This is a genomic window from Chengkuizengella sediminis (genome assembly GCF_010078385.1).
Lineage (GTDB): Bacteria > Bacillota > Bacilli > Paenibacillales > KCTC-33759 > Chengkuizengella > Chengkuizengella sediminis.
Genome location: NZ_SIJC01000001.1, coordinates 929,449 through 956,161 on the forward strand (window position 1 = coordinate 929,449; position 26,713 = coordinate 956,161).

The following is a 26,713-nucleotide window of genomic DNA, read 5'->3' on the forward strand; positions in this document are numbered from 1 at the left end:
GTTTTACCCCTATTCATTGTGATCATTCACTTCAATCTCTGATTCTAGTTCACCAAATTTTACTTGAACTATCAGGTTTTCTCCTGTTTTAAATGTCACAAAACCTTTAGAATCAACAAATCCTTCATTTTTGTTCAAAACGTTGTAGCTAACTAAATGTCTCCCTGAAAAGACCATACCGTTATCCATTTCTATGACCGGATTTATTTCCACGATACCCTCTTCTTCTAATTGTGAATGGGTTAGATAATGATTAATAAAACCTTTTATAAAATTAACTTTCAGATCCATTTTTACAGCTATCGTTGGCGGTTTTTGACCCTTAAATAAAATCAAGGCGTTTTTCACTCTCTTTTCCCAAGCCAATTCATTGTGCAGTGCACCCTCTTCTAAGTAATAAAATAAATCTCTTCCATAGATAAAACCTTGTTTTTCTAACTGATCAATGTAATGTGCTTCATAAGGCTCTTCTACATTCCCCATATCAAACCATACTTTTAGTTCTGGTTTTGCTTTTTTCGTCATATCTTCGTAAATCGCTCGCTCACCTACCCATAATGAAGGAGATAGTGCTCCAACCATAGAGAACACATCAGGATATTTATAGGCTGACCATAAGGCATGAACAGCGCCTAAAGACGAACCTATGATAGCTCTATTTTCTTTGGTAGGAATCGTTCTAAAGTGTTCATCTATATAAGGAATAATCGTGTTGATTAAAAACTCAGCATATGCTTTAGCCTTTGAGCCATCCGTATTTAAAAATCTGTCATTGTATGGAATATATTCTTTGGCACGATGTTCGTTGCAATTATAAATCCCTACAACGATCATTTCTTCGACAAGCCCTCTTTCCGTTAATTCCTTCAGTGTTTGATCTACTTTCCAGCCAATGGATTCCACGGTATCAGCAAACACGCTCTGTCCATCATGCATATAAACGACAGGATATCTTTTGTTCGTTGAAGCATAGGAATCAGGTAAATAGATTTGTAGATTTCGCCCTTCTACTTCTAACGTAAATACTTCCGTTCTAGCTTTTTTAGCTATAGAATTGTCATTTTTCATTGAGTTTTCTATTCTTTTCGCAAGCTGTTCAATCGTTGGGTATGAAAATATGTCACGTAAGGTCATCGGTACCTTCATTTCATTTTGCAATTTAGCTATCATAGACATCGCTTTTAATGAATGTCCTCCTAATTCAAAGAAATGTTCATGGATACCGATCGAATCTAAACCAAGCACTTCTTCCCAAAGATAAACCAATTGAATCTCTATATCATTTCTTGGGGCAACATACTGTACACCTGAATGGTTTCCTTCTGGTTCAGGCAATGCATTTCGATTCAGCTTTCCATTTGCAGTGAGTGGAAGTTTTTCTAGTTGTATAAAATACGAAGGGGTCATATAGTTTGGCAATTTTTGTACTAAATAAGTCTTCACTTCAGATATATCCAGTTCTTGATCTGAAACAAAATACCCACATATTATTTTCTCACCATTTTTCTGCTCACGAACTATAACAGCGACTTCTTGAATCGCTGGATAGGTAAGTAGATGACTTTCTATCTCTCCAAGTTCAATTCTATAACCTCTTATTTTCACTTGATGATCTATACGACCCAAAAATTCGATATTACCATCAAATAACCACCGAGCTAAGTCTCCTGTTTTATATGCTTTAACACCCTGTTTTTGTTTAAGAGGATGATTTACAAAAGATTTTTTCGTTTTTTCTAGATCATTTAAATAACCTTCTGCTAAACATTCACCTGAGATATAAATTTCACCCGGAACACCAATCGGCACCAAATTCTGATGTTTATCCAGTATTGAGATATGTGTATTTGAGATAGGTTGACCAATCGGGATTTTGTTTCCTTCTAATCCTGTCACTTGGTAATAGATGCACCCGATACTTGCTTCGGTTGGACCGTATAAATTAGAGATTTGGATCGTACCAAATCTTTTTTGAAAAGTATAAATGGTTGAAGAAGTAATCTCTTCCCCACCAATAATGATACTTTTTAATGAAGATAACTTATGATGAAGACTCTCTTTGTGCTCTAACTGTTCTACAATCATGTTAAATACAGAAGGTACAAAATCCGTCAATGTTACTCCATACTTCTCAATCGTTGAGGAAACACCTTCTGCTGTCAAATCCATAGATTTAGACGGCATTACCGTTTTCCCACCATTAATCAGCGGCCAGAACAATTGCCAAACGGCACTGTCATACACATGATTTGTTGTTTGTAACACAGATTGTGAGGACGACTGCTCAAAGTAATCATTCATCCAACTAAATCGATTCGTAATTCCTTTATGTGGAACTTCCACCCCTTTTGGTTTCCCAGTCGAACCAGAAGTATAAATCACATAAATGATATCATCTGGATTCATATCGAAATCTGGATTCACTGGTTCCTCAGATAATTTATTCTGATCAACAAGTATACACGGCACATCAAAATGCTCTTGTTGTAAATAAGACTCTTTATTCAATAATAAAACCTTACTTCTTATTTCATTAAGAATAAAACTGCTTCTCTCAATTGGCCAATTCACATCCAAAGGGACAAAAGCTGCACCTGTCTTCATTACCCCAAACAATGAAATTAATAGCTCTATACTTCGATCCATAAGTATAGGAACAAAGGAACCCTTACCCACACCGTAGGATTTTAATGTCTTCGCTAAATCGTTGGATTTTCTATTTAATTCTAAGTAATTTATGCTTTCATCTTCATATTGACCTGCTAAGGAATGCGGTGTTTTTTTCACTTGTTCCTCTATCCATCGATGGATCATTTTATGTTTTGGATAATCCACTTCTGTATCATTGAACTCCACTAATAATTGATGTTTTTCTGCGTCAGACAATATATTAAACTCACGTAAAGTCATTTCTGGCTGTTCTACAATCTTTTCTACCAAAAATCTCAAATGCGTAATCATTCGTTCTATCGTTTCTTTCTTAAATAGTTTAGTACAATAATCCATACTCAAGATGAGCTCCCCATTACCTTCAGTTGCTGTAAGTGTAAGGTCAAATTTGGAAATCCTATTTTGTAACGGGTACGGTTGGAAACTTAGATTCTCTATGGTTATTTCCTGCGTCTCCACATTCAACACATTAAACAACACACTGAACAATGGATTTCGACTTGTATCTCTTGTTAAGTCTAATTTGTCAATCATTTCTTCTAACGGATAGCTTTCATTTTCCATCGCCTGCAACGTCGTATCTTTGACTTCTGCTAAGAAAGATTCAAACGTTTTATACCCTTTAGGCATGTTTCGTATTGCTACCGTATTTACAAACATCCCCATAATCGATTCAACATCCACATGATTTCTACCAGCCACAGGTGAACCAACAATAATATCTTCCTGTCCTGCATATTTGGATAACAAAGTCATGTAAGCTGCTAGCAACACCATGTAAAGCGTAGTGTTCGTTTCTTGAGCCAACTTATTTATTTTTTGAGTTAAATTCTTATCCCAATAAAATTCAATTGTCTCTCCTTCAAAGCTTTGCATCGCAGGTCGAGGGTAATCTGTTGGTAATTCCAATATTGGAATGTCACCTGCAAATTGTGCTAACCAATACTGCTCTTGTTTTTGCATCTCTTCCGTTGCTTGCTGACCCTGCTGCCACTCTGCAAAATCTTTATATTGAATCCGTAGATCAGCCAATTTATTCCCTTCATAAAGCTGTATAAAATCTTGAATCAAAATATTCATAGACACACCATCGGAAATAATATGATGCATATCAAAGAACAATAGGTGCTCATCTTGAGTTCTTTCTATTAAATTCACTCTCAATAAAGGTGCCTGACTTAAATCAAACGGTTGTATAAAGCTTGATACCAATGTTTCTATTTCGTGTTTCTCTTTTTTATAATAACGGACCTCAAACTCTATTTCTGAATGAATACGTTGAGCAGGTTCTTCTTCTATTATTTCAAAAGAGGTTCTCAAACTTTCATGGCGAGAAATCAAAGCATTGATCGCTTTTTCAAATCGTACTCGGTCAAATGCTCCTTTAACTGTCAGCAACGAAGGCATATTATAACTTGTTTCAGCACCTTCTAACTGTTGTAATACATATAACCTTTTTTGCACAGAAGAAACAGGATACATCTCTTTTATTTTGGCCTGTGGAATCGAACTATGTTTCCTTTGTTTTAACTGTTGAAACTGTTTCGTTAAAAGCTCAATGGTTGGAAATGCAAATATATCTTTCAAAGTCACGGTAACTTGCATTTCCTTTTGAATCTTGGCCACTAAGTACATCGCTTTTAATGAATGTCCTCCGAGTTCAAAGAAATTGTCTTGAATACCGATGATCAAATCTAATCCAAGCACTTCTTTCCATAAACCAACAAGTTGCCTCTCTATTTCGGTTCTTGGTGCAATATACTCTACACTTGAATGGTTTTCTTCTGGATCAGGCAAAGCATGTCGATCTATTTTTCCATTTTTTGTTACTGGCATGTAATCTAGTTGTACCAAGAAGGATGGAACCATATACTCTGGCAAAGAGTTTAATAAATATCCTCTTACTTCTTTTGGTTTTAAATCATTCGATGCCACATAGTACGCACATAAGAATGGACTTCCCTGCGTATCCTCTTCTTTTACAATCACGATTACTTCTTTGATTTGCTCATGGCTTAAGAAATGGGCTTCAACTTCTCCTAATTCAACGCGGTATCCACGTATTTTCACTTGATGATCGGTTCGCCCCATATATTCAATATTACCATCAGGTAACCATCTCGCTAGATCCCCCGTTTTGTACATTTTCTTTCCTCTCATATATGGATGATTTACAAATCTTTCAGCCGTAAGATCAGGTCGATTCAAATACCCTCTTGCTAGGGCATCTCCAGCAATATACAAATCTCCAATGATTCCAACAGGTTGTAAGTTGTGATATTCATCCATAATCATCAACTCTGTGTTGGATATTCCTTTTCCGATCGGTGGAACAGATGAGACATTGTCACCTGTGATCGTATAGGCTGTCACCACATGTGTCTCAGTCGGCCCATAATGATTATGAACATCAACAGAATATTGTCCTAGATGCGTTTTTAATTCATCTGATATCAATAATTGCTCTCCAGCGGTGATGATATGTGAAACAGATGCAGGCAATCGAGTCAAAAGATCTGAATCTGATGAGATAAACTTCAACAAGGCTGTAGGTAGTATTACAACATTCACTTGTTTTTCAAAAATAAAGTTAAACAGTAAGTCCGTATCTTTTTTCGTTTCTTCTCCAACAATATATAGTTCTCCACCTGCTAGTAAAGTTGAGAACATTTCCTGATAACATGCGTCAAAACTTAATGTAGCGTATTGCAGCACTTTACTATCAAATGGAATTTGTGTATGATCCAATTCATAATAAACTAAGTTCACTAATGTTCGGTGTTCTAACATGACCCCTTTGGGTTGACCTGTTGAACCTGAGGTGTAAATAACATAGAGTAAATCATCTCCACTTGATGGTAGTCCTAAATTAATTGTCTCCTCAAGCTCAAGGCTTGGATCATTCATATTAACGATATGACCCTCAAAAGAAACATTTTCAATCCACTTTTTATCGGTTACCATGATTTTCATTTCACTATTTTGCAACATATAAACTTTTCTTTCTTCCGGGTAATGAGGATCAATTGGTAAAAAAGCTCCTCCTGCTTTTAATATCCCCCATATGCCGATGACCATCTCCAGGGAACGTTCCATCATGAGACCTACCACTTCATCTTTCAAAACTCCTTTTTCGCGTAACACCCTTGCAACTTGATTAGATCGTTCATTTAATTGTTGATACGTTAATTGCTCATTTTCAAACACAACTGCAATATGATCCGGTGTTTTTTCCACCTGCTCTTCAAATAATTCATGAATTGTTTTTTCATTAGGATACACTGCAAAGGTATCATTGAAATCGACCAGTAGTTGATCTTTTTCTTGTTTAGATAAAAAGTCAATCTCCCCCAACTTGATGGTTGGATCTTCTAAAAGCTGTACTATCATGCACTTCAAGTGCACGATCATTCGTTCCATCGTTTCTCTCTTAAATAGTTTCGTAGCATACTCCAAACTAAGGAAAAGTTCGCCATCCCCTTCAATAGCTGTGAGAGTCAGATCAAATTTGGAAATCCTATTTTCTATTGGATACGGCTGGAAATTTAGATCCTCTAAAATTATTTCTTTCCTCTCCATGTTCAATACGTTAAATAACACACTGAACAATGGATTTCGACTTGTATCTCTTGTTAAATCTAGTTTGTCAATCATTTCTTCTAACGGATAGCTTTCATTTTCCATCCCTTGTAATGTGGTTTCTTTAACTTCTTCTAAGAAAGCGAAAAACGACTTCGAACCCTCTGGTTTATTACGTATGGCTAACGTATTTGCAAACATCCCCATAACCGACTCAACATCTGTATGATTTCTCCCTGCCACAGGTGAACCAACAATAATATCTTCTTGTCCTGCATATTTGGATAACAAAGTCATATAAGCTGCTAACAACACCATATAAAGCGTTGTGTTCGTTTCTTGAGCCAACTTATTTATTTTTCGAGTTAAATTCTTATTCCAATAAAATTCAATCGTTTCTCCTTCGAAGCTTTGCATCGCAGGTCGAGGGTAATCTGTTGGTAATTCCAGTACTGGAATATCACCTGCAAATTGTGCTAACCAATACTGCTCTTGTTTTTGCATCTCTTTCATGGCTTGCTGACCCTGCTGCCACTCTACAAAATCTTTATAATGAATCCGTAGATCAGCCAATTTGTTCCCTTCATAAAGCTGTATAAAATCTTGAATCAAAATATTCATAGACATACCATCAGAAATGATATGATGCATATCTAAGAACAATAGATGCTCATCTTGAATTCTTTCTATTAAATTCACTCTTAATAAAGGTGCCTGACTTAAATCAAACGGCTGTATAAAGCTTGATACCAATGTTTCTAATTCGTGTTTTTCTTTTTTATAATAACGAACCTCAAACTCTATTTCTGGATGAATACGTTGGACTGGTTCTTCTTCTTTCATTTCAAAAGAGGTTCTTAAGCTTTCATGGCGAGAAATCAAAGCATTGATCGCTTTTTCAAATCGTACTTGGTCAAACTCTCCTTTAACTGTCATCATCAAAGGCATGTTATAACTGATACTGGCTTCTTCCAATTGATCTAATACATACAACCTTTTTTGAGCAGAAGAGACTGGATACACCTCTTCTATTTTCGTCCGTGGAATCGAACTATGTTTCCTTTGTTTTAACTGTTGAAACTGTTTCGTTAATTGCTCAATAGTTGGAGATGCAAATATATCTTTCAAAGTCACGGTAACTTGCATTTCCTTTTGAATCTTAGCCACTAAGTACATGGCTTTTAATGAATGTCCTCCGAGTTCAAAGAAATTATCTTGAATACCGATTGAATCAATTCCGAGCACTTCTTTCCATAAACGTACAAGTTGTTTCTCTATTTCGGTTCTTGGTGGAAGGTATTGTACACCTGAGTGATTCCCTTCTGGTTCAGGCAAGGCTTGTCTATCTATTTTCCCATTTTGTGCCAGCGGCATAACATCTAATGGAATCAAAAACGACGGAACCATATATTCTGGTAAAGATACCGATAAGAAATCTCTCACATCTTTTGGTTTTAATTCTTCTAAAGCAACATAATATCCACATAAATATTTACTACCCTGATTCTGCTCTTCTTTCACGATTACAATTACTTCTTTGATTTGTTCATGGCTTAAGAGTTGAGCTTCAATTTCTCCTAACTCCACACGATAACCCCGCACTTTCACCTGATGATCGGTTCGCCCAATATATTCAATATTTCCGTCTGGCAACCATCTCACAAGATCCCCTGTTTTATACATTTTCTTTCCTGATTTATAAGGATGTACTAAAAACTTTTCAGCAGTAAGGTCATGTCGATTCAAATATCCTCTGGCTAAAACGTCTCCTGCTATATAGAGTTCTCCCGGGACCCCAATCGGTTGTAGGTTGTAATATTCATCCATAATCATCAACTCAGTGTTGGATATTCCTTTTCCGATCGGTGGAACCGCTGTGACATTTTCACCATCGATTGAATAAGTTGTCACCACATGTGCTTCAGAAGGACCATAATGATTATGAACAACAAGAGAATACTCTTTCAAATATGCTTTAAATTCATTGGACATAAATAATTGTTCCCCTGCGGTAATGATATGTGAAACACACGTTGGGAATTGAGCTAATAAATTAGAATCTGAAGAAATGAACTTCAGCAAGGCTGTTGGCATAAATATGGCATCTATTTGTTTCTGATCGATAAAGTTGAACAATATTTCTGGTTCTTGTTTAACTTTCTCTTCTACAATATATAGTTTCCCACCTACTAATAAGGTTGAGAATATTTCCTGATAACTCACATCAAAACTTGGTGAAGCATACTGTAAAACATTACCTTTAAATGGAATAGATGTGTAATCTTGTTGGTAGTAAACTAGATTCACTAATGTTCTGTGTTCCACCATGATCCCTTTTGGCTGACCTGTTGAACCTGAAGTATATATAATATAACTTAAATCAGATCCATTAGAGGGTAATGCTAAGTTCTTAGCCTCTCTTAAATAGATAGTTGGATCGTTTAAATTAAGGATATAACCCTCAAAAAACATCTGTTGTGATAACCATTTTTTGTCAGTCAATAAAATATTTATTTGACTATTTTGTAACATATAATTCCTTCTATCTTCTGGGTAATGAGGATCAATCGCTAAAAATGCACCGCCTGCTTTTAAGATGCCTAATATTCCGATGACCATCTCTAAAGAACGCTCCGCCAAAAGACCTACGACTTTATCTTTTTGAACTCCTTTTTCGCGTAACACCCTTGCAACTTGATTAGATCGTTCATTTAATTGTTGATACGTTAATTGCTCATTTTCAAACACAACTGCAATATGATCCGGTGTTTTTTCCACCTGCTCTTCAAATAATTCATGAATTGTTTTTTCATTAGGATACACTGCAAAGGTATCATTGAAATCGACCAGTAGTTGATCTTTTTCTTGTTTAGATAAAAAGTCAATCTCCCCCAACTTGATGGTTGGATTTTCTAAAAGCTGTACTATCATGCACTTCAAGTGCACGATCATTCGTTCCATCGTTTCTCTCTTAAATAGTTTCGTAGCATACTCCATACTAAGGAAAAGTTCGCCATCCCCTTCAATAGCTGTGAGAGTCAGATCAAATTTGGAAATTCTATCTTCTATTGGATATGTCTGGAAATTTAGATCCTCTAAAATTATTTCTTTCCTCTCCATGTTCAATACGTTAAATAACACACTGAACAATGGATTTCGACTTGTATCTCTTGTTAAATCTAGTTTGTCAATCATTTCTTCTAACGGATAGCTTTCATTTTCCATCCCTTGTAATGTGGTTTCTTTAACTTCTTCTAAGAAAGCGAAAAACGACTTAGAATCCTCTGGTTTATTGCGTATGGCTAACGTATTTGCAAACATCCCCATAACCGACTCAACATCTGCATGATTTCTCCCTGCCACAGGTGAACCAACAATAATATCTTCTTGTCCTGCATATTTGGATAACAAAGTCATATAAGCTGCTAACAATACCATATAAACCGTTGTGTTCGTTTCTTGAGCCAACTTATTTATTTTTCGAGTTAAATTCTTATTCCAATAAAATTCAATCGTTTCTCCTTCGAAGCTTTGCATCGCAGGTCGGGGGTAATCTGTTGGTAATTCCAGTACTGGAATATCACCTTCAAATTGTGCTAACCAATACTGCTCTTGTTTTTGCATCTCTTCCGTTGCTTGCTGACCCTGCTGCCACTCTGCAACATCTTTATATTGAATCCGTAGATCAGCCAATTTGTTCCCTTCATAAAGCTGAATAACATCTTGAATCAAAATATTCATAGACACACCATCAGAAATGATATGATGCATATCAAAGAACAATAGGTGCTCATCTTGAGTTCTTTCTATTAAATTCACTCTCAATAAGGGTGCCTGACTTAAATCAAACGGCTGTATAAAGCTTGATACCAATGTTTCTAATTCGTGTTCTTCTTTTTTATAATAACGAACCTCAAACTCTATTTCTGGATGAATACGTTGGACTGGTTCTTCTTCTTTCATTTCAAAAGAGGTTCTTAAGCTTTCATGGCGAGAAATCAAAGCATTGATCGCTTTTTCAAATCGTACTTGGTCAAACGCTCCTTTAACTGTCTGCACCGAAGGCATATTATAACTAATACTGGCTTCTTCCAATTGATCTAATACATACAACCTTTTTTGAGCAGAAGAGACTGGATACACTACTTTCGTTTTTACCTGTGGAATTGAAATGTATTCACTTTTATCCAACTTTTGTACCCTATTCACCAGTTGTTCGATCGTTGGATATGTAAATATATCTTTCAAAGTCACGATAACTTGCATTTCCTTTTGAATCTTAGCCACTAAGTACATCGCTTTTAATGAATGTCCTCCGAGTTCAAAGAAATTGTCTTGAATACCGATTGAATCAATTCCGAGCACTTCTTTCCACAAAAAAACCATGTGACTTTCATTTTCATTTCTTGGAGCTATATATACCTCATTTCTAGCCTGTTTTCCATCAGGATCAAGCAATGCTTTTCGATCAATTTTCCCATTAGGAGATAGTGGCATTTGATCTAGCTGTATAAAATAAGTTGGAACCATATACTCTGGTAGAGATTTTAATGCAACTTCTTTTAACTCAAAACTATTAAATTCTCTCCTGCAAACTACATAGGCACATAAAGTTTTATCACCAACTACATCTGTATTTACAGTGACCAAAGTTTCAGAAATATCTGGGTGTTTTAAAAGCTGATTTTCAATTTCTCCTAATTCAATACGGAATCCTCTAATTTTTACTTGGTGGTCTTTCCGACCTACAAATTCAATATTGCCGTCTGGTAACCATCTGGCTAAGTCTCCCGTTTTGTATATTTTTTCTCCTTCTATAAAAGGATGATTTATAAATCTCTCATCTGTTAATTGATTGTTATTTAAATAACCTCGTGCTAATCCATCTCCACCTATACATAACTCTCCTACCACACCAATTGGAAGTAGTTTCTTTTTTTCATCTAGTATAAGAGCTTGATAGTTTCTTATTGGTTTTCCAATTGGTACTATTGGATTGCTTTCATCTTCTTTACATTGGTAAATTAATGCATTAATTGTCGTTTCTGTAGGACCGTACATATTATAAATTTCATCTGCATTAACATACTTTTTGATTTTTTTATAAAGCGATGATTGAAACGCTTCTCCACCTAAAACAAGTCGATGATTCTTTGTTTTTTGTTCTAAACTATTAACTATCGCTTCCATTTGAGCTGGTACCATATCTATAAAATCAATTTCATTTTCTTGAATATACTGATAAAGCATTTCATAGTTAGAATCCATTTCCTCTGTCATTAAGTGTAAAACAGCTCCACTACATAAGGCTGTAAAAATATGCTGAACAGATACATCAAAGACAGCTTTACTATATAACATATGTTTTTTGAACTTGTTGTACCCATAATCTTCTAAAAGTGCTAATACTTGATTTGTTAAACTTTTATGTTCAATCATCACCCCTTTAGGTTGACCTGTACTTCCAGAAGTGTATATGATATATGCTAATTGATGAGGACTAACTTCACTCAATTTAGTCGCTTCCTCATTTAGTTCTTCCAAATCTGTTACATCTAATGTCATGCCAGAGAACTGAATATCTATCTCTTTCATATATTCATAATCCGTAATTAAATAATCACTATGACTATCTTTTAAAACATACTCAATTCTCTCTTTGGGATAACTACGATCAATAGGTAAATATGCTCCTCCTGCTTTTTGGATAGCCAGTATAACTGCTACCATTTCTATTGAACGTTCTAGCAATAGGCAAACGATTGTTTCTTCTTTTACTCCCTGATTCTTTAGAATCTTTGCTAATTTATTCACTTTGTTATTTAATTCTTCATATGTTATTTTTGCTTTCCCATGAATAACAGCTATATCTGTTGAATGAGAACTTGCTTGCTCCTCAAAAAAATCAATTACAGTTTTCTCTTTTGGATAGTCCATTGTAGTATTGTTGAACACTGTAATGATTTGCTGTTTTTCATCTTCAGTTAATAGTTCGACGTCCTCTAGTTTTATTTCAGGTTGGTCTATAATTTGCTGTACTAAATAATTCAAGTGTAAAATCATCCGTTGTATTGTTTCTATCTTAAATAATTTTGTACAATACTCTATGCTTAACAATAGTTCCCCACCCTGTTCAACTACATTTAAAGTTAAATCAAAATTAGAAACCTTATTCTCAAACGAATAGGGATGAAGGCTTAAACCTTCCAAATTTATTTCGTTCTGGTCTAGATTTAACATATTAAACAAAACACTGAACAATGGATTTCGACTCGTATCTCGTTGTAAGTTTAAGTTTTCAAGCAAACCTTCTAATGGGTAACTCTCATTTTCTATTGCTTGCAATATATTTTCTTTCACTTCTAATAAAAAAGCATGAAATGTTTTATTACTTTCAGGAAAATTTCGAATAGCCAACGTATTTACAAACATACCCACGATTGGCTCTACATCTGTGTGATTTCTTCCTGCAACCGGTGTTCCCACAATAATATCTTCTTGTTTTGAATATTTAGATAATAATAAAGTGTATACTGCCATCAGAACCATATAAAGCGTTGTATTTGTTTCTTTAGCAAGCTCTTTTAATTTCTTTGTCAGATCATTATTCCAACGAAAATCAATTTGATGTCCTTCAAAACTCTGCATACTGGGTCTTACAAAATCTGTGGGTAAATCCAATACAGGTATTTCATCTGTAAACTGATTTAACCAATACTGCTTTTTTTGTTCCATAATCTCTGTAGAATTTTGTTCATGTTGCCATACTGCCACATCTTTATATTGTATCCTAGGCTCAGGAAGGGATTGCCCTTCATAAAACTGGATAAAATCTTGTACCAAAATGTTCATGGATGTACCATCAGAAATAATATGATGCATATCCAATAAGAAAACATGTTCTTCTTTATCCATTTGGATTAGACTCATCCGGAATAAGGGTGCCGAGCTGAGATCAAAAGGTTGAACAAAATCCGAAATCATTTTATCAATTTTTTCATAATTTTCAGCTTTCTGAAGAAAAACTTCAAAATTCACTTTTGTTTGAATACGTTGAACGACTTCTTCTTCTAATAGTTCAAATGAAGTTCTTAAACTTTCATGACGATCAATTAATTTTCTAATTGCTTCGTCAAATTTGACTAGATTTAATTTTCCTTTCAACCTCAGCACCAATGGCATATTATAACTTGCATTAACTCCTTCTAATTGCTGTAACACATACAATCTTTTTTGTGGCGAAGATGCAGGATAAACATCTCTTTGCTCAACTTGTGGAATAGAATGAAATTCATTTTCCTCCAATTGTTCTATATGTTCAACTAGTTGCTCAACATTTGGATAAGCAAATATATCTTTTAAAGCAATTGACACTTGAATTTCTTGTTGTAACTTAGCTACTAAATACATCGCTTTTAATGAATGTCCGCCAAGATCAAAGAAATTGTCATGGATGCCTATTTTTTCTCCACCAAGCACTTCTTGCCATACGGAAACCATATGCCTCTCTTTTTCATTTCTTGGAGCAACATAAATTGTCCCAGTGTTCATATTTCCTTCCGGAGCTGGCAGGCTCTTTCGATCTATTTTTCCATTAGGAGTTAGTGGCATTGCTTCAAGTTGAATAAAAATGGACGGAATCATATAATTTGGGAGTTCTTTAGATAAAAATTCTCTAAGGTACCCGACTCTTAGTTCCTGATCTGATACTATGTAAGCACATAAATAGTTATGGCCGCTCTCATCCTTCATTGCAATAACTACGACTTCTTTAACGGAATTCAACTTTAACATTTGTACTTCAATCTCACCCAGCTCAATACGATACCCTCTTACTTTGACTTGATGATCAATCCGGCCTAAATATTCAATGTTTCCATCTGGCAACCACCTGGCTAAATCTCCCGTTTTATACATTCGCTCTCCTGGAACAAATGGGTTATCCACAAATTTTTCTTCTGTTAATTCTAGCTGGTTTAAATATCCTCTGGCCAAACCATCTCCAGCTACACATAACTCACCTGAGACGCCTACAGGTTGAAGTTGCCCTAGCACGTCTAAAATATAAATCTGTGTATTTGCTAAAGGTTTACCAATGGAGATATTTTTAGTTACTTCATTCATTTCAAAATATGTACAGATCACCGTACTCTCCGTTGGCCCATAAGTATTAAAAACACGATAGCCACTTTTTTTATAACTTTTAACTTTATCCGATCCTGTAAATAATACTCGTAAACGATCAGGAGGATCCAACTCTAGTAATTGTTCATACATTTGTGGTGGTAACCAAGTCATTGTAATGTTATGTTTCTGATAATATTGTTTAAGTTCCATTATATTCATACGAACTTCTTCTGGAATAATATATACGGCAGCACCTGAGATCAAATATGGAAACAACTCCCATACGGAAGCATCAAATGCATATGAAGCATATTTTGCACTACGATCTGCCGGTGTCACTTGAAATTCTTCCTTGTGCCATATACTTAAATTAACAAGAGATTGATGTTCTACACAGACCCCTTTTGGCTTCCCAGTTGATCCAGAAGTATAAATCACATAGGCCAAATGATCCGTATTTATCATACATGGAGGATTAGATATATCTTTAGCATATAAATCCTCATCCTCAAAATAAAGTATTGTTCCTGCAAAATTGACTTTATCTTTATCTCCTTCAGTCATGAGTAGAAGTTCCGTCCCACTGTCTTCTAACATGTAATGAATGCGCTCTTCTGGATAGGTGGGATCAATTGGTACATATGCACCTCCTGCTTTAAGGACCGCTAGGATACTTACGATCATTTCCAGGGAACGATCTACCATAATTCCGACTAATCGCTCAGTCGAAACACCTTTTTCCCTCAAGATCCAGGCTAACTGATTAGCTCGCTCGTTTAACTCATGATATGTAAACTGTTTATCTTCAAACACCACTGCAATATGATCTGGTGTCTTTTCTACCTGTTGTACAAACAATTGATGGATCGTTTTATCTTCTGGATAATGAACTTTTGTATCATTGAATTCCAATAACAGCTGATGATTTTCTTCCTCAGATAAAACACTTAGCTCTCCAAGAGTAACTTCTCTTAGCTCAACGATTTGTTCTACCAATAAACCTAGGTGGGTGATCATTCGTTCTATCGTTTCTTTTTTAAATAATTTTGTACAATATTCCATGCTTAAAAAAAGCTTATCAGAATCTTCTTGCACAGTGAGTGTTAAATCAAATTTTGAAACTTTATTTTCCATCGGATATGTATTCAAGTTTAAATTTTTCAGCTCAAGTTCCTTTTCTTCCATATGTAACATATTAAACATAACACTGAACAAAGGATTTCGGCTTGTATCTCTTTGAATATTTAACTTCTCAATCAATTCTTCTAACGGATAACTCTCATTTTCAATTGCTTTCAGTGTGTTTTCCTTCACTTCTTCTAAGAATGTTTTTAATGGCTTGTCTGCTTCTGGTTTATTTCGCATCGCTACCGTATTCACAAACATCCCTATAATAGGCTCTACATCTGAGTGTCTTCTTCCCGCAACTGGAGAACCAACAATAATGTCTTCTTGTCCTGTATATTTGAACAACAAAGTCGTATAAGCTGCTAACAAAACCATATACAAGGTCGTGTTCGTTTCTTTGGCAAGTTTATTTAACTTGCTAACAACTGTCTGACCCCAATGGAATTCAATCGTTTTTCCTTCAAAACTCTGCATTACAGGTCGAGCATAATCTGTTGGTAATTCTAATATTGGAATGTCATCAACAAAATGATCCAACCAATACTGCTTTTGATTTTCCATCTCTGCAGAAGTAGATTGTCCATTTTGCCATTTGGCAAAATCTTTATATTGAATCCTAAGCTCAGGTAGTTCTTTACCCTCATAAAGTTGTGTAAAATCTTGAATTAATATATTCATTGAAATGTCATCTGAAATAATATGATGCATATCAAAAAATAAAATATGTTCTTGTTTATCTACATGCATGAGGCTGACTCGAAACAGTGGGGCATGATTTAGATCAAACGGTTGAATAAACTCTGATACAAATGAATCCAATTCATGTTTCTTTATGTGTTGATCATTGCATTCAACGTTTATCTCCTTATGAATTCGTTGTACTGGCTCACCATTAACCATTTCAAATGATGTTCGTAAACTTTCATGACGCCGGATGAGGCTTCTTATCGCACCTTCAAATCGTACTCGGTTGAATTCTCCTTTAAGAGTCAATATCGATGGCATGTTATAACTGACACTGTCATCTTCCAACTGATGTAATACATATAATCTTTTTTGTGATGACGATAAAGTATAGACTTCATTCTCTTCTATTTTTGGTATAGAAATAAACTTTCTTTTATCGAATTTCTCAACTTCTTTAACTAGCTTCTCAATAGTTTGATGTATAAAAATTTTTTTTAAGGTGACTGAGATCCCCATTTCCTTTTGAAGTTTCCAAATCATTTGGACTGCTTTTAAAGAATGACCTCCAAGATCAAAAAAATTGTCTTGAACGCCGATACCTTTTATGCCAAGCATCTCTTCCCATATAGATACAAAACGACTCTCCATTTCATTTCTTGGCGCAACATACTGTGTTTCTGAAAAGAGTGATTCATCTGGTTCAGGTAACCCTTTTCTATCTATTTTTCCGTTAGGAGTTAACGGCATTTTTTTTAACCTTAAAAAAAAGGATGGAATCATATAATCTGGTAAATATTGTGATATATATTCTCTTAACTCCGTTGTGTTGAATTCTCTGCCACAGACTATATAGGCACACAATGTTTTATCCCCAATCCCATTTTCTTTTACAGTAACTACAGCTTCCTTAATTTCTGGATGTTTCAAAAGCTGACTTTCAATCTCCCCTAATTCAATGCGGAAACCTTTAATATTCACTTGATAATCCATACGACCTAAATATTCAATATTTCCATCTGGTAACCATTTAGCTAGGTCTCCCGTTTTATACAAACGTTCCCCTATGATATATGGATGTTTTATAAATTTCTCCTCAGTTAATTCTGTCTGGTTTAAATATCCCCTTGCTAATCCTGCTCCCGCAATGCACAACTCCCCTGCAACCCCTATGGGCTGAAGTTGGTTTTGCAAATTCACAATATGCAAATTCACATTAGGAATTGGTCGTCCAATAGGCAGATTTCCCAACCAACTTGTTCCTTTTTCACTTCCTTCATAATAACTAGCATCTATACATGCCTCTGTGACTCCATAACTGTTTATCATTCGAATAGTTGATCCAAATCTCAACTGTAACTCTTTATACTTGCTTAATGAACTACTATCTGATCCTAATATTATCAATTTTAAATGGCTAGCAATTAAATTCTGCTCGTCAATATAATCCAACAATGGAAATATTAAAGCCGGTGTCGATTCAAACAGAGTAATTTCGTATTTCTGTACATATTGATATAACATTTGTAAATCGAACTTAACTTCATTTGGACATATAACAAGCTCCCCTCCATTAGGAAGTGTTTTAGCTAAATCCCCTGCAAATACATCAAAAGAAAAACTTGCTAGTTGAAGTAATTTAACTGGTATATTGTCCAGATCATACACTTGTTTCCATGCATATACCATATTCATATAATTAGAATGCTCGATCATAACACCCTTCGGATTTCCCGTTGTACCAGAAGTATAAATAATGTAAGCCAAATGATCAGAATTTGTAATCCTAGAGTCTATATTGGATGAGTTACCAATGAATATATTCTTATCATCAAGATCAATCGTTTCACCAGAGTATGACAGTTCGTCTAATAAATCTCGATTTATAATTAATAGTTCTGCCTGACTATCTTCCAACATGTATAAAATTCTCTCTTGTGGATACTCAGGATCAATAGGTATATAAGCTGCCCCTGCCTTCCAAACAGCAAGAACACTGATGATCAACTCTATAGAGCGATGTGCCATAATAGCCACAACACTTTCGTTTTCAATCCCCTTACTGATAAGCCTTCTTGCCAGTTGATTGGATTTTTCATTTAACTGCTTATAAGTCAACATTTTTTCTTCAAATACTACCGCAATTTGATTAGGTATTTTTTCTACCTGTTCTTCAAACAGCTTATGAATAGTTTTATCTTTTGGATACGCAACAGCTGTATCATTAAAGTCCACCAACAGCTTATGTTTCTCCTCTTCCATCAATATATCTAGTTCAGATAATTTCTGATCAGGATGATTTAAAACGTTTGCTAAAGAGTGAATTAAATGGTTTGCTACTTGCAAGATCATTCTCTCATGGTATAGTAAATTGTTATATTCCACGTTTAATTTAATGTGATCTTTTTGAACATCAAATTCAAAGATGAGATCACTTTGGTACTGAATAATTTCCTGTTTGTTCTGTAAGGGATTCATAACAAACATGGTTTGTAATATAGAGTGATCTCCGTTCATTTCTAGTCCGAGTTTATCTGTGATTTTAGAAAAAACATAGTTTTGATTTTGTGCAGCTTCACTTACATTCTTCTTTACTTCATTCAGCCATTGCTTAAATGTAAATGTCGGTTTCATTTGACTTCTTATAAGAAGAACATCATTTAAATATTTTTCTGTGCTAGACCTTCCAAAAATGGGAGTGGGAACAATAAGGTCCTGATTTCCTGTATATTTATACAATAAAAATTTATATACGCTGAGCAGTAATGTATACATACCTAACTGTGAACCCTTAGTAATATGTTTTATTTTATTAAAAACCTTTTCGGAAAGTTGAAAATGAAGAATTTCCTTAGAATGTCCCCCTACTTTTGGTATACTTTCCATTGGAAAACGACTTATCGGTAATTCACCAGACAATTGATTTAGCCAATATTCTAACTCTTGATCAAATTGTCCAGATGAGAGCAAAATGTTTTTTGTATATTCATCAATATTTTTCATATAAATCACTCCTCCTATAGTAGATTAAAAATCAAAGCTAAAATCATCAATCTGTCTACTATCTATCACAATAATTGATTCAATACTTTTCAAATTAATTTCTCTAATTTTTGTATCTGGTTGTTCCATGCATGCCTCTAAAATTTCAACATAATAATTAGCAAATTTAGAAATTGTTGTTCCCTTAAATATATCTGTACAATAATCAAACCTTAAGTTAATGGAATTTTCTTTCTCCATTGCCTGAAGTGATAGATCAAATTTAGATGTTTTTGTTTCTAAAAAATGAGGCGTGAACTGAAACTCTTCAATTTCCAACAGTGGAAACTCAATGTTTTGAAAAATAAAAAATGTATCAAACAAAGGGTTTCGACTTGTATCTCTCAAATTCAATTCTTTTACAAGTTCATCAAAAGGATAATTTTGATGTTGAAATGCTTCCAATAAATTATGCTTTGTCTCTAATAGGAATTGAGTAAATGTCATCGTATTTTTTGGAAAAGAACGAATGGCTAACGTATTTACAAACATACCAATTAAGTTCTGTACATCAGGATGTGACCTTCCCTCAGTAAGTGTTCCCACGATAATATCTTGCTGCCCTGTAATTTTAGAAATCAGAATATGATAACAGCTGAATAAAATATGATAGAGTGTCGTATTACTATTTACAGCAAATTGATGAATTTTACTTGTTAATTCTGGAATTAATGCTATTTGAAAAAAATCACCCTTTGTTGTTTTATATGAAGGTCGATCAAAATCTGTTGGAAGATCTAATATGGGAATCTCACCTGAAAACATATCTAACCAATACTTTTTCTCCAACGTATATTTTTCTGAAAAGATCATAGCGTTTTTCCAAAGCGAATAATCCTTATATTGAACAGGGGGAAATGGTAATGCTTCTCCTTTATATATTTGCAATAATTCTTTGATAAATAGTCCATAAGATATTCCATCGGAAATAATATGATGCATGTCAAAGAATAACCATTGTTTCCCTTTATCGTTTGATGCAACTCCTAATCTAATAAGAGGTCCCTTATTTAAGGTAAAAGGGCGGATAAATAACTTCGTTACTTTTTCAAAATCTTCGCCTTCTATTTTAAACTGATCAAAATGTGATTCTAAATGATGATGTACTGTCTGAACCGCTTCGTTGTTTTTAAATTCAATAGTGGTTCTCAAAGATCCATGTCTTTTAATTACTTGTTTAATCGCTGCTTCAAGACGTTTAAAATCTAGGCTCCCATTTATTTCAAGGCAAAAAGGCATATTATAGCTTAAATCTTGTGGATCTACTTTATAAAGTACATATAATCTGTTTTGAGAAGGTGTTAATGCAACAGTATTGTCTGAAATTGGAACTAATCTTTCATCTTTCAATTCATTTTTTGATAAATTTTCAATATACGCTGCTAACTCTTGTATTGTTTCATATTTTAACAACTCAGATACACCAACTGTCACCTTACTTTGTTGACTGATTTGATTCACTATTTTTAAAGCTAATATAGAGTCCCCTCCTAATTCATAAAAAGGTACATCCAACTTTAGTTCTTTAAAACCTAGAACCTCACCCCAGGCCGAGGCAACAATTTCTTCAACCTTTGTATATTCATTTTTTTTTCTACCTATCAATTTAATTTGTTTTGGTTGCTTATCATCTTTTTTTTCATTGATAGACCTTTTAAAATTAAATTTGGGAACTTCCAACCAACATCTTATTTGATCAAAACAATAAGTAGGCAAACTTACTTTTTTACCAATTTCCTCATATAACAATTCCCAGTTTATGATTTTACCTAACATATAATCTTTACAAATATGTACCATCTGTTCCTTTTCCATTTGTATTAATGAAGAAGTTAACTGATTTTCCTGATTTTCAATCAAACTCGTGACATTATTATAATAAATATCTTGAATCTCTAAGTTTGTCCATTGCCCTTTTAACAATTGGTTTAATTTTTGCTTTAAATCTTCCAAATTTTCAATTAACATTGCAATACGATAGGAATAATGACCTCGACCTGTATTTGCCGTGTAACATAGATCATAAATATTTATATATTTAGCATGTTCAGTTTCAACAAATTTGGCGTATTGCTCAATTAGATTCAACAATGAAGATTTACTTTTTGCTGAAATCGTAAAAATATGAAATGATTCACTTTGTAATTCCTCATTAGTCATAATGTGATAAGGCGCTTCTTCTAAAATAACATGACAGTTTGTTCCACTCATACCAAAAGAACTAACACCTGCTCTTCTAGGATGATCTTGCTTTTCCCACTTATTTGTTTTTTTATTGACATAAACAGGTGACGAAATAAAATCAATTTTTTCGTTTACTTCATTGAAATGCAACATAGGGGGAATGGTTGCATGTTGAAGTGATAATATTGCTTTTAATAATCCAGCAATTCCAGCTGCATTATCTAAATGGCCGATATTTGTTTTTACTGAACCTATCGCACAAAACTGCTTTTTATTTGTAAATCTTTGAAAAGCACGAGTAATTCCATCTATTTCGATCGGATCTCCTAATTTAGTACCTGTGCCATGCGCCTCAATATACGTTACCGTTTCTGGATGGACATCTGCATCTTGTAGAGCTTTAACAATGACATCCTCCTGAGCTAGTACATTTGGGGCAGTAATGCCAATAGAACTTCCATCTTGATTCATTGCACTTCCTTTAATCACGGCATAGATCTGATCACGATCTTGGACGGCTCGGCTTAATGGTTTTATTAGTAGCGCAATCGAACCCTCACCAGCTCCGGTACCATCGGATTGCTGGTCAAACGTTCGTGCTCTTCCATCAGAAGATTCGATGCCTATTTTGATTTTTTTATCAAAGGGGAGGATATTTACATTTACACTTCCTATCAACGCTTGATCACAATCACCATTCCAAATAGCATGACAAGCAACATGCAACGCAACTAACGAAGAAGAACATGCCGTATCAATACACATAGCTGGGCCCTTAAAATCTAGTAAATATGATATTCTGCTGGCTATCACGGATGATAAATTTCCAGGGATCGCCATAGAAATAGAGTCTGGTTCAACTTCGGCAATTATTTTTTTATAATCTACAAATGCATCAGCATTATAACCTAAATAAACTCCAGTCCTACTTCCTTTCAATTTATCTCCTCCATAACCTGCATCTTCCAATGTTTTCCAAGCCGTTTGCAAAAATATTCTTTGATTTGGATTCATCAAACTTGCTTCTTTTGGAGATATACCAAAAAATTTGAAATCAAATTTATCAATATTTTGAAGATATGCCCCTTCATTAAATTCAATTGAAGATTCCAATTGTTTGTTTTTTTGTAAAAAAGGGTAGATATCCTCCATTCTATTTTTAGGAAAAGATTGGATACAATCCTTTCCTTTCAACAAATTTTCCCAAAATTCCAACTTATCCTCAGCCATTGGTAGATTAGAAGAAACACCAATAATAGCTACATCTTTAAAGGAAAGTTTTTCAAGACTTTCCACCTGCTTGTTATCGTAATCTAACAAGTTTAAATCCAGCATATATGTCCCTCCTTGTTTAATGAAGTAATTTCCAGAGCCATTAATTTCTGTTGAAACTTTACAGGTGGAGCACTGTTTCCCCTTTCACTTGATTCTTAGAAAGAACGGTTTTTCTTTGTTTCCATAATATGTACATCGTCCCTAATAAAACAATTGAACTTATTACATTTAAACTAATAGAGATCCAACTAAATTCATAATTCATTTCTCTAAAAATAAAATAGGAGGTGAACAAACTGAATTCGATTGTTATTGTTGCCCAAATCGATTCATACCAGATGTAAACTAAGTTAAAAATAATAGCACCCAACATGCCATAGATAGTTAACATAATATCCCAGTAAAAAAATAAATAACCATATATGAGACCATTTACAAAAATGGCTAAAGGAAGCGATAATACACTACGTAATTGATTAAAAACCATGCCTCTAAAAAATATTTCTTTATATACAGAATGAAGTGCAATAAATAAAATGATAAAAACCACATTACCAGTAATCAAAAAATCAAATAATTCATCAAATTGAGGATATGAATTCTTAATCAATGGAATTTGTAGAAATGACATTACCCATGTCCCCATGCTAATCCCTAACAATAAACAAAGGGCCATTGTTTTATTTGTAGCTTTTACAAATTGACTCACCTTAAATAAACTTTTTTTATGCATTAAATAAATCATTAAAAAATAAATAGGTAGAGCAATTAGGTCATGTATTGTTAAATAAAGCGCACCTTGATTAAAATTAAAAAAGTCATTTAGATTCTGTAGCTCAAACGTTTCAAAAAAGGAAGTTGCCACTGAAATGACAACAGCAAAATAAATTGCAATATATATCGTCAAGATTCCTATTAGCTCAAATACCTTTTCTTGTTTTATTGTTTCATTTAATAAAAGTTTCTTCATTTAATCTTCATCCTTTCAAACCAATATTGCTGTTTTTGGTGTTTAATGTATCATTTGATAGAGAGTTGTTTTTAAACAATAAAATTACTGAAAATATAATAAATAGAAAAGTAGATATGGTGATCAGAACTAAAACTAAATCTGGTAATCTCCCTGTAATATCAATTATATTTAATTCATTAAATGTAAACATAGAGACATTAAGCACGATTCCAATCCAAATGGATGACCAAAGAGATTGCGTTTTGAAATAAACTAATCCATACAAAATACCTAACATAAATCCAGTAAACATAATGATAGGGCTAGGTTGAAGATACCCATATATCAGAGCATTTAATAATAAAGCAGTTGGAAGTGACATGACTTTTTTCAATTCGTTAAAAATTAATCCTCTACCTAATATTTCTTCGATAAATACACCTGCAATTCCAACACCAAGAAAAACATAAAAAAAGTTATCTGCTGTTGAGAATATCTCTATATATTCCTCTAAATCTGGAAACTTTTCACCAATAAATGATATTTTCATAAAACTTATAAACCAGAAAGTTCCTGCCAAACCAATGAATGTGAATAAAATCATCTGTTTTCTAGTCAACATGGAGAAGTTACAAACTGACCATAAGCTCTCATATCTTTCTTTCAAAAAGATCTTTTTTACATAAAAGATTAATAAATATACAAGCATATTGATACATGATAGGAAAGCTAATTCAAGTGGAATATTCTGCTCAAATAAAGAACTATACCATTCGAAATTGTAATATAAGTAATTACCCAATTTATCAAAAACTAAGAAAGTCGCACCGATATAAATAACCAGATTCATGATCATCAACACATATTTTTTCATTAAACTACTCCTTTTTCTAATTTGCTCGATGGTTCCATAAATTCCCTTCCAATTGATAGTTTATTAATCTCGTGCCAAATCCTCCCCACCTGTGATTAATATCCGTACTCGATTATCAATTAAACAAATGTTTTGTTGAAGTATTTGTTTAATCAAGGGAAGACTAACCACAAGGTGGGGGATTTATGCTAATCTCTTTTCTTTTAAATATGATTAATTCAATTGATTGGTAGATTTCGTATTTAAATCAATTACCATGTAATCAGCTGTTACTTCCTTAATTACTGCTAAACCAAATAGAGTGATTTTTTTTATGATTTTTTCTGCTTGCTCCTTAGAAATATGGTCAGAAAAATGGATTTTATATATTGTCAATCCACTTTTAGTCTTTTTTATAGGAAGTAATTCCGTAATCTCCTCCTGAATTTGCTCAAAGTCCACTTCAATTTCTTTTTTTAATCCATCGTAATAGACTTCTAATAGTAAATTTTTCCCTGTTTTAAAACTGATATATCCTTTTGAATCAATAAACCCATCATCTTTATTTACCACGTTATAATTAACTAGATGCCTGCCGGAAAATTTCATTCCATTATCCATTTCGATAACCGGATTGATTTCTACAATACCTTCTTCCTCTAAGTACGGATGGATTAAATAATGATTTATAAAATCTTTCATTACATTCACCTTTACTTCCATTTGCAAGGCCATGTTTGGTGATCTCCCTTTGAATAAAATGAGTGCATTTTCCACTCTTTTTTCCCATGCTAATTCATTGTGCAAAGCACCTTCTTCTAAGTAATAAAACATGTCTTTTCCATAAGTAAATCCCTGTTTTTCTAATACATCTACGAAATGAGCAGCATAAGATTCTTCTACATTCCCCATATCAAACCAAATTTTGATTTCTGGTTTTGGCTTGTTTGTTATATCCTCGTAAATTGCACGATCACCAACCCAGAAGGAAGGAGAAAGTGCCCCAACCATGGAGAAAGTTTCAGGATAATTATAGGCTGACCACAACGCGTGGATTGCTCCTAATGATGCACCTATAATAGCTCTATTTTCACTAGTCGGAATCGTCCGATATTTCTCATCAATATATGGAATAATTTTGTTAATTAAAAATTCACCATATGCTCGAGCCTGCGAACCATCCGTATTTTGGCTGCTGTCAACATAAGGAATATATTCCTTCGCACGATCTTTTGCGCTGTTACAAACCCCAACAACTATCATCTCTTCTACAAAACCTTTTTCAATTAACACCTTTAGTGTTTCATCTACTTTCCAACCGATTGATTCCACTGTATCTGCAAAAACACTCTGTCCATCATTCATATAAACTACTGGATATCTTTTGTTAGTGGAAATATAGGATTTTGGTAAATAGATTTGCATTTTTCGTCCCTCTACCTCTACTGTAGATACTCCTATATTTATATCTCCTGTTTCAGGTTTTCTACTACATTCTATTAAGTTTTCTATACGCTTTGAAAGTTGTTCAATCGTTTGATTTGAATAAATATCTCTTAAGGTCATTGGTACTTTTATTTCATTCTGAAGTTTAGCTACTAAAGAGACCGCTTTTAACGAATGTCCACCCAGTTCAAAGAAGTTATGTTGAATGCCTATTCCATTTATACCAAGGATTTTTTCCCATAGAGAAACTAATTTACTTTCTAATTCATTTCTTGGAGTTACGTACTGAATTCCTGAATGCATTCCAGTCGGTTTAGGTAAACGATGTTGATTGATTTTCCCATTTGAAGTTAGCGGTATTTCATCTATCTGAATAAAATAGGAAGGGATCATGTAAGATGGTACCTTTTGAGATAAATACTTTTTTAACTCAACCTTATTCATTTCAGCATTTGTTACTACAAAAGCACATAACAATTTATCCCCTGATCGATCTTGTTTAGTAGTGACAACAACATCTTGTATTGCTTCATATTTAGCTAGTTCTTTTTCAATTTCCCTTAATTCTATACGAAACCCTCTGATTTTTAATTGATTATCTATCCGTCCCAAATACTCGATGTTTCCGTCTGGTAACCTTTTAGCTAAATCCCCCGTTTTATACATCCTTTCGCCTTCTACAAACGGGTTCTTTATAAACCTTTCACTTGTAAGATCAGCACGGTTTAAGTATCCTCTGGCCACCCCATCACCTGATATATACATTTCACCAA

General features: G+C 34.0%; 5 protein-coding genes. All 5 read right to left on the bottom strand.

Going from position 1 to position 26,713, the window contains the following annotated elements; all coding sequences use genetic code 11:
- Nucleotides 1-9: 9 nt before the first annotated feature.
- Entirely contained in the window at nucleotides 10-19,191 is a 19,182-nt protein-coding gene (locus EPK97_RS04605) for a non-ribosomal peptide synthase/polyketide synthase (protein ID WP_162035399.1), read from the bottom strand.
- 24 nt (nucleotides 19,192-19,215) lie between these two features.
- Entirely contained in the window at nucleotides 19,216-22,749 is a 3,534-nt protein-coding gene (locus tag EPK97_RS04610; protein ID WP_162035400.1) for a condensation domain-containing protein, read from the bottom strand.
- Between the two features lie 58 nt (nucleotides 22,750-22,807).
- Nucleotides 22,808-23,659: a CPBP family intramembrane glutamic endopeptidase gene (locus tag EPK97_RS04615; RefSeq protein WP_162035401.1), complete on the bottom strand. Its 852-nt coding sequence runs from the start codon at nucleotides 23,657-23,659 to the stop codon at nucleotides 22,808-22,810.
- A 7-nt stretch (nucleotides 23,660-23,666) separates the two neighbouring features.
- Nucleotides 23,667-24,515 carry a CPBP family intramembrane glutamic endopeptidase gene (locus EPK97_RS04620; protein ID WP_162035402.1) on the bottom strand — a complete coding sequence of 283 codons (849 nt, stop codon included), beginning with the start codon at nucleotides 24,513-24,515 and terminating at the stop codon, nucleotides 23,667-23,669.
- 213 nt (nucleotides 24,516-24,728) lie between these two features.
- A partial coding sequence (locus EPK97_RS04625) for an alpha/beta hydrolase-fold protein (protein ID WP_162035403.1) occupies nucleotides 24,729-26,713 on the bottom strand: 1,985 nt, incomplete at its 5' end.

Bases quoted from the DNA above. Each gene is read 5' to 3' on its own strand.
- EPK97_RS04605 (WP_162035399.1), bottom strand. From the start codon at position 19,191: ATGAAAAATATTGATGAATATACAAAAAACATTTTGCTCTCATCTGGA.
- EPK97_RS04610 (WP_162035400.1), bottom strand. From the start codon at position 22,749: ATGCTGGATTTAAACTTGTTAGATTACGATAACAAGCAGGTGGAAAGT.
- EPK97_RS04615 (WP_162035401.1), bottom strand. From the start codon at position 23,659: ATGAAGAAACTTTTATTAAATGAAACAATAAAACAAGAAAAGGTATTT.
- EPK97_RS04620 (WP_162035402.1), bottom strand. From the start codon at position 24,515: ATGAAAAAATATGTGTTGATGATCATGAATCTGGTTATTTATATCGGT.